Below are 14583 nucleotides of genomic sequence, written 5' to 3' on the forward strand. Positions count from 1 at the left end.
ATGACAAAGAATATCGTCTCAACCCTTTTCCGGTCGGCGTCGACCCTTCTCATCGTGCTGGTTCTGTCATTCTTCATCACGAGGGTTGCCTACCGTAACCCGGCGGCAATGCTCGCGCCCCGCAATGCCACACAGGAAACGATCGATGGCGTGGCTCGGGCGTTGCGTCTCAACGAGCCCTGGTACGATCAGCTCTGGTATTACCTTTTCCGTGGCCCCAATATTCAAGGCGCGCCGATGGGTCTGCTGCATTGGCCACCGGCGCTTGGCTACTCCTTCAGAAAGCAGGCGCCGGTCACCGACCTTATCCTCTCCAAGGCTCCTGTGACGATTTCGCTGGCGCTTGGCGCGCTGGTCATCTGGATGGTCCTCTCGATTATCTCCGGCGTCGTTGCGGCGCGATGGCAAGGCCGCCTCATCGATCACTTGCTGGCGTTCTTCGCCTATGTCGGCTTGTCGGTGCCAACTTTTCTGAGCGGCATCCTGATATCCTATTTCTTCTTCTTTCAGCTCACGAACCACGGCTTCGCCTGGTTCCCAAGCAGTGGCTACGTCCCGCTGTCGGAAGACCCGCTTGAATGGGCGAGACATCTCGCTCTGCCATGGGCGACGCTGGCGATCGCCGAGATCGGCATCTTTCAACGGATCGTCAGGGCAGGGATGCTCGACATGCTGAGTCAGGATTACATTCGAACGGCGCGCGCCAAGGGACTGACGGAGACCAGGATCTATCTCTCGCACGCACTGAAGTCGGCTCTCAATCCCATCATCACGCTGGGGGGGCTCGAGCTCGCCGTTATCATGGGCGGCGCGATCGTGACCGAGACGATCTTCGGGCTGGACGGCGTCGGGCGGATGGCAATTACCGCCGCCCTGGATGGTGATTTCCCGCTCGTGATCGGAACGACGATCTTCGCGGCCTCGGTCTTCGTCGTCTGTACCTTGGTCGTCGACCTCCTCGCACAATGGCGCGATCCCAGCCAATCCAGCTCATCTCGCTAGAGGCTGGAGCACCTCGTTCAACCAGACACCAAGGCCGGAACGCGCCGCCGATCCGGACAACACCCCATCACAACTCATGACGCACGCCACTAAGAAGGAGAACAAACATGACAGTAGTGGATGCCCCCGCTTCACTGACCTATCTGCGCCCCGCCACCGCAGAAGAAGACGCCCTTGTTGCGCGCTTCCAGCCGGTCTTCGATCGCATCGCCGCGGACAATGTCGAGCGCGAGCGCAATCGCACCTTTCCCTTCGAGCAGGTTCAGTGGCTCAAGGACGCCGATTTTGCTCTCGTGCGCATCCCCGAGGAATTTGGCGGGTGGGGTGCCTCACTTGAGCAAACCTACTACCTGCTGGCCTTGCTGGCCGAAGCTGACGCGAACGTCGCCCACATCTGGCGAAATCATCTCGCGTTCATCGAAGATCGCCTGAACGCGAAACCCTCGCCAACCAACGACCGCTGGTTCCAGCGTTTCCGTGATCGAGAATTCGTCGGCGGCGGCTGGACGGAAGCCAACAACGGAACCTACGCCACCATAAAGACGACCGTGACGCGCGAAGCTGATCACTACAAGGTCACCGGTGCGAAATTCTATGCCACCGGCAGCCTCTATGCCGACTGGCTCGACGTCATCGGCAAGGACGAGAGCGGCTCGCTCATCACCACCTTGGTCAACCGTCACCAAGCGGGCGTCGCGCTGACGGACGACTGGCCAGGTTTTGGCCAGCGCACCACGGCCAGCGGTAGCGCGACCTATCAGGAGGCCATCGCGCACGAAGGGGATGTTTTCCCGGCGAGCGAGCGAGTGGTTTATCAGGGGCACTTCTACCAGACGGCTCTGCTGGCCGTGCTGACCGGCATTACGCGCGCAATTCTGCGCGACGGTATCGCCGCGCTCAAGTCGCGCGGGCGAAACTACCCGCAAGGTCTCGATCCGGTTCCCGCTCTCGATCCGCAATTGCTGCAGGTCATCGGCGAGGTGTCGGTACGGGTATTCTCGACCGAGGCCGCGTTGCGTCGAGCGGCACACTCGCTTGACCTGATCGCCGGCGCTCACGCGGCCGGTGACATTGCCTTGCGTGACAAGCGCGCCCTGGCGGGGGAGGTGGCTGTTTCGCAGGCGCAACTGGCAATCATCGATGGCGTCCTTTTCGCAGCCACACACGTCTTCGGCGCCCTTGGCGCATCGGCGACCTCCGAGGAAACGGCACTCGATCGCCATTGGCGCAACGCGCGTACGCTGGCGTCCCACAACCCCGTTGCCTACAAGGCACGCATTCTCGGCGACTACCTAGTCAACGACAAGTCGCCGGTCTCTAGCATCGGTCGGCTCGGTCGCGGCGGGCAGGGCAACTGAGGAGGCTGCACCATGGCTCAACCGTATCTTGCGCTTGGTCTTGCCGGACCGCACCTGGTGGAACTCACGGCAAGTCGCGAGCTGCTGTCCCGGTGGGATGCATTGCCCGTTGCTTTCAGTGTTTTGGGAATCGACCGCATCGACGGAAGCCCACCGGCATCGGCCACGCTCACCAGCAGTGCCGTCGGCGCCACCTTGGCCGGCGTCACGAAGCACGGCCGCTTCCTCATCACGGCAACGCCGCAACGTGACCACCCGTACAACCTGGCACGCCGGGTCGCCTCGCTTGCCCACCTGTCTCATGGCCGCAGCGGCTTACTGATCGGGGTGCGGGACGCCTATGCCCCCGAAGGTCCAAGGGATGCCCCTGCCTGGGGTGGAGCGGGTCTTGGCGGCGGCGCGGCGCTCAATGCCCAGACCGCTTACGATGCAGCCCGCGCGGTACGGGCGCTCGAGCAGAGTTGGCCACACGACACGATTATCGGCAACCGCGAGACCGGCATTCTGGTGCAGTCAAACCGCATCGTGCATGTCGATATCGACAACAGCTTCTCGATTGCCGGGCCATTGAACACCCCCGAGCCGGCGACAGGCGCGTCCGTGATTGCCTGGTACGCCTCAAGCGTGGCGGACAACCCGCCGGCAGGTGATGACGATCCGATCGATCTTGTCCTCGGTCCCGCTGGTTCCGTCCCAGTGGTAGCGCTGGGCGATGCGCCGCCGGCCGGTTCGTTTACTGGTGTGGTGTTGCGCGCAGGCCTTGAGCAATCGGTAGCCGCCCTTCTCGACACTGCCGAGCAGTGGCTCGCCGACGGCTTCGCCTCAAGGCCGCTCGGCGTGCCTCTGCGCGCCGCACTCGCCCTGCCGGCACCCACGCCGCTGCCGTCCACCGCACGCGCCGCTTTTCCTGTGCCGCAACCGCACGTCTCTCTATAGGACGGCGACGGAGACATCTCGCATGACAAACAAACGATCTGGCCACGTACTCCTCGGGATCAACGTTCTGGTGTTGGGCTATCTACCCGCAGCCTGGAAGACGCCGCTGCTGGAGAAAAACGCCTTCATTGACCCAGACTACTGGGCGAACATCGGCAGGACCGCGGAACGCGGCACACTCGACGCGCTCTTCCTCGCCGACGGACCGCTGTTGAACGATCCGGCTTATGACGCCAATCCGATCCGGCTTGAACCCAGTGTGAACTGGGGCCAGGTAGCCGCAGCGACTTCACGGGTCGGCCTGGTTGCCACTGCCTCGTCGACGTTCAACGATCCCTTCGAACTTGCCGAGCGCTTTCTCTCATGGGACCACCAGACGGGCGGGCGCGCGGCGTGGAATGTCGTCACCACCCGCGGGGTATCTGCGGCACGCAATTTCGGCATGCCGGATATTCCGTTTCGCGACGACCGCTATGAACGGGCCAGCGAGTTCGTGGACGTCGTGCGGGCGCTGTGGGACTCTGCTGCCACGAACCGCGACGTGCATCATCACGGCGAGTTCTTCGACATCGACGGTCGCTTGCGCGTGCCGCCATCCAGGCAAGGCCATCCCATCATTTTTCAGGCAGGTGGTTCGCCGCAAGGTCGCGCTTTGGCGGGGCGCGTGGCCGAAGGCGTGTTCGCTGCTGAACTCACCAAGAACCAGGCCATCGAGCACTACCGCCTGGTCAAAGGTTTCGCACAGAGCAATGGCCGCTCACCTGACGATATCAAGATCCTTCCTGGCCTGTTGCTGAGCCTGGGCAGCACCGAGGAGGAGGCGCGCCGCCGCAGCGATGAAATCCATGACGCCGGCCCGCCATCCTATTCGATCGGCTGGCTCTCACAGGCGATCGGCTATGACGCCTCGAAGCTCGAGCTCGACGAGCCTTTCCCCGAGGACGTGCTCGGCCCCATCAAGGACCCCAAGACCTTTCTGGGGAGCATCGGCTTTCGGGAATCGATCATCACACAGATCCGCAAGACCAATCCCACCGTGCGCGACTACCTGAAGCAGACGCGCTACACCGGCTCAGGCCACGCCGGATTTGTCGGAACGCCGGAACAGCTTGCCGATCACATCGAGGATTGGTTCCACGCCGGCGCCATAGATGGCTTCAACCTGCAGCCGGATCGCCTGATTGACGGATTGGCGGTGATAGTCGACGAACTCGTGCCGATCTTGCGCAAGCGCGGTCTCTATCGCCACGAATACGAGACCGAGACCTTGCGCGAGCACTTCCGCGCGGCATCACAGACGCCGCCGTTCTAGAAGAGCGGACGGTATCCAATCGAAGGCGGCATACGCTCCTGGACGAGCGTTGCCGCGCAACCAATCGCGGCCGCTTCGATATCGGCTCCGGCGTGCCTCGGTCTTGGACCGATACGAACTCCCCGAACCCATCAAGACAACTAACGAGCTGCCCCGACGATATCTTCTATGTGTACGAGTAATAATTTGTTAACCAGGCTTGGATAGGAATCGTTAACCGTCCCGCCGATGTATGGCGGTGCCTGTTAGCGTCGGTCGATCCATATGAAACCACTGCTCCCGGCATTTTCCCGCCGCCTCGGCTTGTTCACGGCATTGACGGCCGCCGTTATGCCTGTGCATGGCTTCGCCCAATCGGCCTGGACCGGCAGCACAGACAACGAGTTCAGCAATTCATCGAACTGGACTCCTGCAGCACCCGGGGCAGGCGATGCGGCGAGCGTCGATATGGGGTCTCCACAGGTTACAACCGATGCGACAGTCGGCAGTCTGGATGTGGACGGTGGAAACGTCACCGTCACGAACACCGGCACGTTGAACACGACGTCGGGCACCACCATCAGTTCGGGCAGTCTCAGCATCAATGCAGGCGGGGTGGCGAACTCGGATGTCAGCCTCGACGGCGGCAGCCTCTCCGTTGACGGTGACCTCAATGGCCGGCTGGAGCTCAACAATGGTAATGTCACCGTTAACGGCACCCTCGGCAGCGCCGAAGTGGGAGCCGGCACCGCGCTCTCCAACAATGGCTCCACCGACGCGGTGGATGTGTCCACGGGCGGCACCTTCGTCAACAACAGTGGCGCGACAGTTGACACGGTCACCAACGCCGGCACCACATCCAATTCCGGAACGATCGGCAGCCTCATCAACACGGCAGGCACCTTTACCAACAACACTGGCGGCACGGTAACGGGAAGGACGACCGTTTCGGGTGGAACCGTCACCAACAACTTCGTCATTACCGACGCGGATGTAGCGGCAGTCGCGACATTCGTGAACAACAATGGTGCAACTGCTGGCGCGATCGGGAATTCCGGCACGGTCACGAACGCAGGCACGATCGCCTCCGTCCAGAACGACGGCGGAACGTTCACCAACAATGCAGGCGGCATCGTCACCGGCAGCACCAACGTCAGTGGCGGCAGCGTGACGAACAACGCCACCCTGAACGACGTCAACGTCGGCGCAGCCGGGACGTTCACGAACACCAGCGGCGCCACCGCCGGTGCCGTGACCAATGCTGGCACGGCATCTAATGCAGGGACGATCGCCAGCCTGACCAACACGGCAGGCACCTTCACTAACAATGCCGGTGGGACGGTAACGGGAACGACGACGGTCTCGGACGGAACCGTCACCAACAACTTCGTCATTACCGACGCCGATGTCGCGGCAGTCGCGACCTTCGTCAACAACAGCGGCGCCACGGCCGGTGCCATCAGGAATTCCGGCACTGTCACGAACGCAGGCACGATCGCCTCCGTTCAGAACGACGCTGGAACGTTCACCAACAACGCAGGCGGCATCGTCACCGGCAGCACCAATATCAATGGCGGCAGCGTCACAAACAACGCCACCGTGAGCGACGTCAATGTCAGTACCGCTGGTACATTCACGAACACGAGTGGCGCCTCGGCCGGCGCCGTGACCAACGCCGGCACTTCATCCAATGCGGGGACGGTCGCCAGCCTGACCAACACGGCCGGTACTTTCACCAACAATGCCGGTGGGACAGTGACGGGAACCACGACTGTCTTGGGCGGAACGGTCACCAACAACTTCGTCATCACCGACGCCGATGTCGCCGCAGTCGCGACATTCGTCAACAACAGCGGTGCCACTGCCGGGAACGTGAGCAATTCCGGCACCGTCATAAACGCGGGCACGATCGCCTCCATCGAGAACGACGCCGGTACGTTCACCAACAACGCTGGCGGCTCGGTGACGGGGACGACAACCGTGACCGGAGGCAATGTCGTCAACAATGCGACATTGGCTGATGTCGAGGTCGGTAGCGCGGGCACCTTCGTCAACAACAGCGGCACAGTGGCAGGTGCAGTGACAAATGCTGGAACAGCTACAAACGACGGAACCGTCGCGACCCTCGATAACGTTGGCGGCACATTTTCCAACACCGGCACGATCGCTGGAACGGCAACGGTTTCGGGTGGCTCGCTGATCAACGATGGAACCATTGCAGGAACGGTCGCCGTCGATGATGGCGGGCTCCTGTCGGGTAGCGGTGTCGTCGGCGGCCTCGTCGTGAACGCCGGCGGCATATTGGCACCGGGGCCGGGCATCGCAACGTTCGGTGTCAACGGTGACGTGACGTTCGCTGCCGGCTCAACCTATCAGGTGGACATCGACGCCAACGGCCATTCCGACAGCGTCGCTGCAACGGGAACCGTTTCCATCTTGGGCGGCACGCTGAATATCACAGCAGCCGGCGGCAACTACAATACGACGACCAGCTATACGATCCTGACTGCCGGCAGCATCACCGGCACCTTCGACACGGTTTCCAGCGACTTTGCCTTCCTGTCGCCGACGTTGATCTACGACGCCACGGAAATCGACATGCAGCTCGATCGCAACAGTGTCCAATTCGCCGATGTCGCCGATACGGCAAATGCCAGGGCAACGGCTGCGGCGGTCGAAGCATTGGGTTCGGGAAACGCGGTATACGACGCAGTCTTGTCGCTGAATGCCACCACGGCGAACGAAGCCTTCTCACAGTTGAGTGGCGAGGTTCACGCCTCGCTCAAGAGCGCGCTTCTGTGGGAGAGCCGCTTTACGCGCGAGGCAATCCTCGACGAAATCGCCTTCGACACCGATAGGCGAAACGACGAGGCGACGTTCTGGACATCAGGCTATCTGTCCTCCAACCGGTGGTCGAGCAATGGAAATGCAGCCGGGATCGATACAAGTCTCGCCGGTGTTGTGTTTGGAGCAGACGCTCCGATCTCCGATCAATGGCGGCTCGGCGCGATCGCGGGTTACAGCGAGAACTCATTCGATCAGGCGAGCACAAATTCCTATCACGCCGGTCTCTACGCCACCGGCGACTTGGGGCCGGTGACCCTCGTTGGCGGCGCTATCTACTCGCATAACGAAGCATCAACCCGGCGTGACATCTCGTTTGGTAGGTTTTCCGATCGGCTGAGCGCGAACTACGCGAGCGCCACCAGTCAGGTTTTCGCGGATCTCTCTTGGATGCACGAGTGGGATGCCGTCAGGTTCCAGCCATTCGCCAATCTCGCCTACGTCAACCTCAAGACCGACGCGTTCCAGGAAGGTGGCGGAGATGCAGCTCTGTCGGCGGCAGGGAGCAACGACGCGATCGCCGCCTCCACGATTGGGCTGCGCTGGTCTACCGACTGGTCGGAAAACGACGTGCCGGTCATGGTCTCAGGCATGCTGGGTTGGCGGCATGTCGCAGGTGACGCGACACCCTATTCCAGCCTGGCCTTTGCGGGCGGCTCGCCTTTCATCATCGAAGGTGTCGAGATTCCAGGAGATTCCCTAGTGGCGCAGCTTGGCGTTTCCGCAAAAATCTCGAAGTCAGCTCGCCTGACGCTGAGCTATTCCGGCGAGTTTGGCAGTGGCCTCCGCTCCAGCGCGGCGCAACTGAACCTGGTGACGCGCTTCTAGGGAAGCTTTCCATGCAAGGGATTTCGCCGCAAGCCCCGCATGTCATGCAGATTGAGGCTTGATAACGACGTGCCCGGGTTTCGTCCACATAGCCGGAGTGAACCGCGAGGCGCACTCCGCATACTGCATGGCTGAGCGCTCGGCACAGTACCACGAGATAAAGGCGGACCGCTCTTCAAATCTACGAAGCGAACTGGGCTTCCGAGGGATCTTCAGGCTGGTGTCAGATTCTGACTGCAAGTGTCCCACAGATGAAGGAGTTGGGACCGTTATGTATGCTGTAGCGACTTGGGCAGGTTCTGTTACGGATTATACCGCCAATTTCGACCGGATCGCGACATTGACTCCTTCAGCAGCAATGGGAGTTTTCGTCGGCGCGGCTTTGATCCTTTGGTGGTTGGGGACGAGCAGAGACTACGGCCCTTATGTCCCACTGACGGCCTTGATTTCGGTATCGATCACACTCCTTGCAGCGTCAGTGGTTCCTGTTGCGAGTTCGGTCGCAATCGCGGCTACATTTCTACTCAACGGAAACTTCAGGACTTTTGCCTTTTTTTGTGTCGGCGCATTCTTTATCAGTATTGCTGTCGTTCTGACGGGCTCTCATAGTATCATTACGCTTCTAGGCGATGTCGTCATTGGTGCGTTTTCCGCGCTATTGGCAAATCTGGTTTTCGCCGGATTAATCTTGGCAGTCTTGCTGCGTGCATGCGATTCTTCAGACCGAGAATAGCGCCAGAAGATCGCAAGGCGACGGCCTTCAATGGGTAGCAAGCGGGTCCTAAAGCTCAAGCGGCATTCTCGAGCAGAACCCGAAAAGTTGCTTGGTTCGATGTCCAAGCGGAGCCGACGTAACTACAAAGAAATTAGCGCCTTCTTTCAATGCACGGGAAAGCGAGTGAGGCGCCCGCTGTCGGATCCTGCACGCGCAAAAAGCAATGCCTTGTGCCGGTCCCCAATCTAGCCCAACGGCTGAGCCTCGCTGGCGGCGCCTCCTTGACCACTTCGATGTTGAGTTTTGTCTCTAAGTCGGCCCTGAATTTCGCGGCGTTGCGCGCGCCCCAGATACCAAAGAAGCACATCCCAGTTTCATCGTTCTTGTATATAGCTGCACCACCGAACGCATCCGAAAGTCCGCCTTCCCCAGGGCCGCCGGGGCCGTAGACTGAGATAACCGCCTCCATTGGCGCTACAGCCACAACGGTATTAGGCGACCGGGAGAAACCTTCGCTTCGGAACTGATACACAGGGATGATAGCGTGGGCATGATCGAACTATACTCGTGGCAAGCGGGGCCACAAGTCCGCTTCGGGCGATAGTCGACGTTCTCATATTCCCGCCTTGGGCCGGCAGCAGCCATAGGTAGATGACAATCTTTCACCAACAGCCACATCAAGCTGCCTTCGACAAGTCAGGCTTCGTGGCGATATTCCCACTTGCCTTCGGAGCTTAGTCGTCGCCACGTCTTGCCGCTCTTCGGTGTCCACGTGCCATCAATCGTCTTTACGGGGGCCGATGTGTAGCATCGTCGCCAATGTTGTAGCTGATCGAGGCCCCAGAAACTGCGGAGAAAGTTGAAGAGCAAATTTAGCATGGCAACAATTATGTCCGTCTAGTCGGCTCTGTCGCGTGACATCGGCGCGACGCCTACGCCTCCACCGCTCCGCATCGCATGTGGACGATACCAAATGGCGAGAACTCCCTACCGCGGTGTCTGATGAGCTACCGTTCCCGCCACCTTATCAGGCGAGATTCGTCCTTTCAGGCAGTGCCGATTTCGAGGAACTTGAGGCCGCTCCCTCGTATTATGGCGACTGGGCCAGGACGCCAGAGGCGTCCATGGGGATGGTGGCCACGCTCACATTCCCACACAGGCCGTCATCCCCCTCAGCGAGTAGTATCATTGGTCTGGAATGCAACAGTCCGTTCTCAGCCACGCAATCTCGCACGGCTGAGAGGAACTCATTCACAGCGTCACCGGTAGGACATGCAAGCTTACCTGTGAGATTTTCGACCCGGCTTTAATGGTTCAGGCTTTGATTGATCCTGATCGGGTATTGACAAAAGGTCCCCAACATCAACTTGAAGTGCTCTCGCGAGACGATCAAGAAGGTCAATTGAAGCGTTATGCTTTCCCCGCTCAAGATCACTGATAACTGTTCGATCAACAGTCGCATCGACCGCCAAGTTCTCTTGCGTGACGCCTCGCGAAGAGCGAACTCGTCGAAGATTCCAGGCTATGCGAGCTCGCGTGTCCATTATTGATGGGCACCATCTTGCATTGCATATATCCATCGGATATATCCGACATATATTGTTTTTGGTACTCTTGGGGTCCGTCAAGACCAAAATAGGCGGTATCAGTGGAACTGCGCCAACTATCCCTTTTCAGAGCCGTCGCCGAGGAGCTTCACTTCGGTCGGGCTGCGATCAAGATGAACATTGCACAGCCAGCCTTGAGCAATCATGTCATGGCGTTGGAAAAAGAGCTTGGTTGCCCGTTGTTCATCCGCTCCACTCGCCGCGTGGAGCTGACGAGGGCAGGGGAGACGTTTTATGATCGGGCTGTCCGCATCCTCAGCGAGATGGAGCTCACGACCGAACTGACCCGAGCCGCCGGCGGCAGCCGCATCCGTCAGATCAAGATCGGTACCGTCTATCCAGCCACCATGGGCATGCTGCCTTTGTTCCTCGGCAAGATCGCCCGCAAGTTTCCCGATGTCCGCATACACATCGCCTCCGGCAATACAGGAGACATCATCCGCGGGTTGGAGACCGGACAGCTGAACCTGGGCTTCATCAGGCCTGTTGAGAACATCGGCTCACTGCGCTTCTTCTCCATTGCGCATGAGCGCTATCTTCTCGCAGTTGCCGAGAGCAATCCCCTGGCCGCGCTCAACGAGATCTCAGTCGAAGATTTGCGTGATCAGAAGATCATTGCCTTCGACCGGCAGAACCTCTCCTTCACCGAGCGGTACTTCAATGAGAAATTCGAGGAATACGACCTGACGAAGAACGTTGCCTACAGCTGCGATGACACCTATTCGCTGGTCTCCCTCGTTTCTGCCGGGCTCGGCATCGGCTTTGCACCAGAATGGACGATGGGTATCCCCAATCGCACCTTCGTCCTGAAGAAGGTGAGGGGGATCGACTTCAAGATCGGGCTTGGAATTGCCTGGTCGAAGGAGGATCCAACGGCGTCGCGTGATGATATCCTGGAGATCGCCAAGTCGCTGGTGCGGAAGGGGTGAAGCGACCTCGAGAGGGGAGCGCGACTGACATTCAGGTCAGTGGGCGTAATGAGTTGGTGCAAATCTGCATTAGGAAATGTGCCGATATCTATGGCCATAAAGCTACAACAACGACAAGTGTATATGGTCGCAGTATTCGAATGACGGCAATCACCCGTTCGCGCCGGCGCCATATTCACCACGTCGACCGAACAGCGCGGCCTTTGCTTATTTATGGAAGGTGAGAGCGTATCGCGCGAAATGCACGGGAGATAAAATGATCAAGACCGACCATACTGATCTACGCGATTTGACTTTGAGACCGGTTGCCGGGCTCCTAAAGGGTGTGCCGGAAGACGTGGTTGAACAGCTGACGGTGACAGCGATCAAAAGACACCGCGATCTGGTGAGCAAAGCCGATACGCTGTTTCATAAGCTCCCTCCCGATATCAAGGCAGGCAACGAGCCAACCGGACTTGACCATGTTGAATATCTTGACGCAGCAATCGAGATGCATTCGCAAATGTCGGCGCTAACCACGCTTTTGGATATTCTCGGCAGGACCCCAAAAGTCTGACCGGATCAAATCAAACCACGTCTGATAGCCAAAGCCACCAGCTGCGTGTTGTTGCACAGATCGTATCGGCCCCTCAGCTCCTCCATTGTCTTGCGGACCGTATTGTATTTCACCTGTTCGACATCGGCGACATCCTGGACCGTTTTCCCGAGTTCGAGCCAACGCGCGAAAATCACTTCCTTCGGGCTGAGATAAAACGGTTCCTCGACCGAGGGAGTTGCTTGCAGCGCTTCAATGCGGGCATGGATCTGCGCGACGGTAGAAGCCGCCATTATTGCATCAACCTCGTGATCCACTGCCAGCTGCGGCTTCCTTGAGGCGAAAGTGAGCATAGCAGCCCCCCGGTTCGGGAGCGTGATCGGAACGGTTATTCCCGATCTGATATCAAAGTCGGTGGCATCGGCGAAGAAAGCCAACTCGCTCTTGGACATGGATCCCATATCGGCTTCTGCTGACCATGAGAAAGTACGGCGCAACTTCTTTGCCCGCCGGATGACCGGGTCCACCGATTTTAGATCGCTCTTGAAATAGTGATCCTGCCACTCGGGATGATAGTTCGAAATAGCAAAGGTCCGACCGAAACGGAGATCGATGTAGGCGTAGCCCGAAAATTCGAAGCGTTCGGCCAGATCAGAAAGTGCGGACTTGAGTGTCTTTTGGTCGCGAGCGATGACGGTGATATCGAGTAAGCTATCAAGCCAATGAGACAAGGTGAGGTTCCTTTTCTGGTGGCGCCCGTGTGCAAGCGGGGTATTTTAACTTGCATCTTACAACATATGCCTATTAACGCGAGCATTTTGCTAGCCGACGGATTGTCGAACTGAGAGGTGACTGGCCCTGAGCAGTCTACTCGCCGACTTTTCGACGCTGGGCCGCCTCAAATGAGTTCGAGACGTGGTGGGGTAGAGAGGTTCTGTCTCGCCGAGGTTAGATCGCAAGCGGGCGACTTAGCGCCTGCTGTGGGCCCTTTTGCGGTGGCAATCAGGAGGCACATTTCAACGCCGCGCCCCCGTCCAAGTTTGCGCTTTTGCGGGAATCCGTGTAATAAATGGCAAGTAGTTGGCTCAGGAGGGCCTCGACGATGACAGACATCCAGCTGGAGGCGCTTATCGCGCTCATGGAAAAGCGGGCAGAAGACGCCGCCAAGTCTCCAGACGATGCACGCCGTCATCTGATGGACGCCGGCATTGTGTCTGCCGATGGCAAGCTCGCCCCAGAATATGCGCGCGACGACAACGCTGAGGAAGCGGCTGCCGCTTGAGTTCCAATTACCCTGCATACGTGCTCGGCTACCACGGCTGTGATAAGGCGGTGGGGATCGCTGCATTAACTGGCGCGTCTCCCCTTCTTCCGAGCGAGAAGGCGTATGACTGGCTTGGCTCCGGTATCTATTTTTGGGAAAATGATCCTGAGCGTGCCCTAGAATGGGCGACGCAGAAAGCTGAGTCCGGCGCCTATAAAGAGCCCTTCGTGCTTGGCGCAATTATCGATCTCGGCAATTGCCTGGACCTCATTACCCGCAAATACGTTCCCCTGATCCAGACCAGCTACCGCATGCTGAAAAGCCAGATCGAAGCCACCGGCGGAAAAATGCCGGTGAATTCCGATGCCAGAGGCGATAAGAATTCCGACAAACTGGTTAGGAAGCTGGATTGCGCTGTTATCAACTACGTTCACCAGCTCGCCAAGGAAGCCGCCCTTCCAGCATTCGACACGGTTCGAGGGCTTTTTCCAGAAGGCGATGAAATCTACTATGGCGCTCGCTTTCACGAGCGTACCCATACGCAGATCGCCGTTCGCAACGACGCGTGCATCAAAGGCTTTTTCCTTCCACGGGGAGACGCGCCGGCGCTGACTTTTCCGGTTTCGCCACAGCGTTAACTCATTTCCACCGCTCGTTATTTTTGTCCGCCTATCCTTGAAAGATCGATCCTAATTCCTGCCTCGGTGGGCTTACCCGGCTTGGCTGATTGGGAGCTATCTTCACTCTCGGGAGGAGGTGCTGCAGGTTCACCATCGTCAGCCGGCTTTTCTGAGCTTCTATTCATGAAGGTCGCACCACCGGGATCGTTGGCTCGGAACACGTTGTCGCCCTCGAAGGTTCCTGTCTTCCAAGCATAGATCGTATCATCGACCAACTGCGGAAGGAGCTCGCTGTTCGTGGGACGGCCATACCACTTGGTGACGATGCGGGCGACCTTCGCAAATATGCCCGTCCCCGTTCGCAAGTTCGCGCAAGTGTCGAACATGTCTGGCTGAAGCTGTGACGGGTCGCCAACGCCAACGCCCGCGGGAAACTGTGTGATGCCGACGCGAACGATTGCATGACTGACATAGTCCTTGACCACAGCCATCGCCTCGTCGGGAGAGCGAGGCTTGGGGATGAGAACCAGCCGACCATCCGCCTTCACGGTTACGGCCAGTGGATCGTCGGAACCGACGGCCGAAATGAACTGTTCGACGATAGCAGAGGCAAGACTTGGGTCGGCGCATTTCGCGATAAAGGCTGCGTCCATG

General features: G+C 59.0%; 14 protein-coding genes. 11 read left to right on the top strand and 3 right to left on the bottom strand.

Translation table 11 applies throughout. The annotated features are described in order from the left end of the window. The 7 genes from QTL94_RS08790 to QTL94_RS28295 all read left to right on the top strand — a co-directional run bounded on the left by QTL94_RS08790 (position 1) and on the right by QTL94_RS28295 (position 10284). Positions 1-1002: an ABC transporter permease gene (locus QTL94_RS08790; protein ID WP_289801259.1), complete on the top strand. Its 1002-nt coding sequence runs from the start codon at positions 1-3 to the stop codon at positions 1000-1002. A gap of 107 nt (positions 1003-1109) precedes the next feature. Further along, a complete protein-coding gene (locus QTL94_RS08795) occupies positions 1110-2360 on the top strand; it encodes an acyl-CoA dehydrogenase family protein (RefSeq protein WP_289801260.1) in 1251 nt (416 codons plus the stop codon). Between the two features lie 12 nt (positions 2361-2372). After that, the gene (locus QTL94_RS08800) at positions 2373-3296 is read left to right on the top strand and encodes an LLM class oxidoreductase (RefSeq protein ID WP_065692673.1); all 924 of its coding nucleotides are present in this window, start codon (positions 2373-2375) and stop codon (positions 3294-3296) included. 22 nt (positions 3297-3318) lie between these two features. Beyond that, positions 3319-4608, top strand: a complete 1290-nt coding sequence (locus QTL94_RS08805) for an NtaA/DmoA family FMN-dependent monooxygenase (protein WP_065692672.1) — start codon at positions 3319-3321, stop codon at positions 4606-4608. A 264-nt stretch (positions 4609-4872) separates the two neighbouring features. Continuing rightward, positions 4873-8259: an autotransporter domain-containing protein gene (locus QTL94_RS08810; RefSeq protein WP_289801261.1), complete on the top strand. Its 3387-nt coding sequence runs from the start codon at positions 4873-4875 to the stop codon at positions 8257-8259. A gap of 271 nt (positions 8260-8530) precedes the next feature. Further along, positions 8531-8992 carry a hypothetical protein gene (locus tag QTL94_RS08815; RefSeq protein ID WP_141683992.1) on the top strand — a complete coding sequence of 154 codons (462 nt, stop codon included), beginning with the start codon at positions 8531-8533 and terminating at the stop codon, positions 8990-8992. Positions 8993-9888: 896 nt separating this feature from the next. Beyond that, positions 9889-10284 carry a DUF6678 family protein gene (locus QTL94_RS28295; RefSeq protein WP_354666053.1) on the top strand — a complete coding sequence of 132 codons (396 nt, stop codon included), beginning with the start codon at positions 9889-9891 and terminating at the stop codon, positions 10282-10284. On the opposite strand, the gene QTL94_RS08820 is transcribed toward QTL94_RS28295, so the two are convergent. Then, on the bottom strand, positions 10255-10518 hold the full coding sequence (locus QTL94_RS08820; RefSeq protein WP_083199530.1) for a helix-turn-helix domain-containing protein: 264 nt from the start codon (positions 10516-10518) through the stop codon (positions 10255-10257). The genes QTL94_RS28295 and QTL94_RS08820 overlap by 30 nt on opposite strands. A gap of 104 nt (positions 10519-10622) precedes the next feature. On the opposite strand from QTL94_RS08820, the gene QTL94_RS08825 reads away from it, so the two are divergent. Together QTL94_RS08825 and QTL94_RS08830 are read left to right on the top strand one after the other, a co-directional pair. Then, positions 10623-11510, top strand: coding sequence for a LysR family transcriptional regulator (locus QTL94_RS08825; RefSeq protein ID WP_065692668.1), 888 nt, complete (start codon positions 10623-10625; stop codon positions 11508-11510). A gap of 256 nt (positions 11511-11766) precedes the next feature. Further along, positions 11767-12066, top strand: a complete 300-nt coding sequence (locus QTL94_RS08830) for a transcriptional repressor TraM (protein WP_065692667.1) — start codon at positions 11767-11769, stop codon at positions 12064-12066. 5 nt (positions 12067-12071) lie between these two features. Here QTL94_RS08830 and traR read toward each other — a convergent pair whose 3' ends face one another. Further along, on the bottom strand, positions 12072-12776 hold the full coding sequence (gene traR, locus QTL94_RS08835; RefSeq protein WP_065692666.1) for an autoinducer-binding transcriptional regulator TraR: 705 nt from the start codon (positions 12774-12776) through the stop codon (positions 12072-12074). A gap of 371 nt (positions 12777-13147) precedes the next feature. On the opposite strand from traR, the gene QTL94_RS08840 reads away from it, so the two are divergent. Both QTL94_RS08840 and QTL94_RS08845 read left to right on the top strand, forming a co-directional pair. Continuing rightward, positions 13148-13327 carry a hypothetical protein gene (locus QTL94_RS08840; protein WP_065692665.1) on the top strand — a complete coding sequence of 60 codons (180 nt, stop codon included), beginning with the start codon at positions 13148-13150 and terminating at the stop codon, positions 13325-13327. Then, positions 13324-13947, top strand: a complete 624-nt coding sequence (locus QTL94_RS08845) for a hypothetical protein (RefSeq protein WP_289801262.1) — start codon at positions 13324-13326, stop codon at positions 13945-13947. Before QTL94_RS08840 ends, QTL94_RS08845 begins: the two co-directional genes overlap by 4 nt. 17 nt (positions 13948-13964) lie before the next feature. Here the strand turns inward: QTL94_RS08845 and QTL94_RS08850 are convergent, their stop codons facing one another. Continuing rightward, a complete protein-coding gene (locus QTL94_RS08850) occupies positions 13965-14582 on the bottom strand; it encodes a TraH family protein (protein WP_065692663.1) in 618 nt (205 codons plus the stop codon). Position 14583: the final 1 nt, after the last annotated feature.

The organism is Rhizobium sp. S96, from assembly GCF_030382195.1.
In the GTDB taxonomy this organism is placed as follows: Bacteria; Pseudomonadota; Alphaproteobacteria; order Rhizobiales; family Rhizobiaceae; genus Rhizobium.

Excerpts from the sequence above, each read along its gene's own strand:
- QTL94_RS08790 (WP_289801259.1), top strand. The coding sequence starts at position 1 with ATGACAAAGAATATCGTCTCAACCCTTTTCCGGTCGGCGTCGACCCTT.
- QTL94_RS08795 (WP_289801260.1), top strand. The coding sequence starts at position 1,110 with ATGACAGTAGTGGATGCCCCCGCTTCACTGACCTATCTGCGCCCCGCC.
- QTL94_RS08800 (WP_065692673.1), top strand. The coding sequence starts at position 2,373 with ATGGCTCAACCGTATCTTGCGCTTGGTCTTGCCGGACCGCACCTGGTG.
- QTL94_RS08805 (WP_065692672.1), top strand. The coding sequence starts at position 3,319 with ATGACAAACAAACGATCTGGCCACGTACTCCTCGGGATCAACGTTCTG.
- QTL94_RS08810 (WP_289801261.1), top strand. The coding sequence starts at position 4,873 with ATGAAACCACTGCTCCCGGCATTTTCCCGCCGCCTCGGCTTGTTCACG.
- QTL94_RS08815 (WP_141683992.1), top strand. The coding sequence starts at position 8,531 with ATGTATGCTGTAGCGACTTGGGCAGGTTCTGTTACGGATTATACCGCC.
- QTL94_RS08820 (WP_083199530.1), bottom strand. The coding sequence starts at position 10,518 with ATGGACACGCGAGCTCGCATAGCCTGGAATCTTCGACGAGTTCGCTCT.
- QTL94_RS08830 (WP_065692667.1), top strand. The coding sequence starts at position 11,767 with ATGATCAAGACCGACCATACTGATCTACGCGATTTGACTTTGAGACCG.
- QTL94_RS08840 (WP_065692665.1), top strand. The coding sequence starts at position 13,148 with ATGACAGACATCCAGCTGGAGGCGCTTATCGCGCTCATGGAAAAGCGG.
- QTL94_RS08850 (WP_065692663.1), bottom strand. The coding sequence starts at position 14,582 with ATGGACGCAGCCTTTATCGCGAAATGCGCCGACCCAAGTCTTGCCTCT.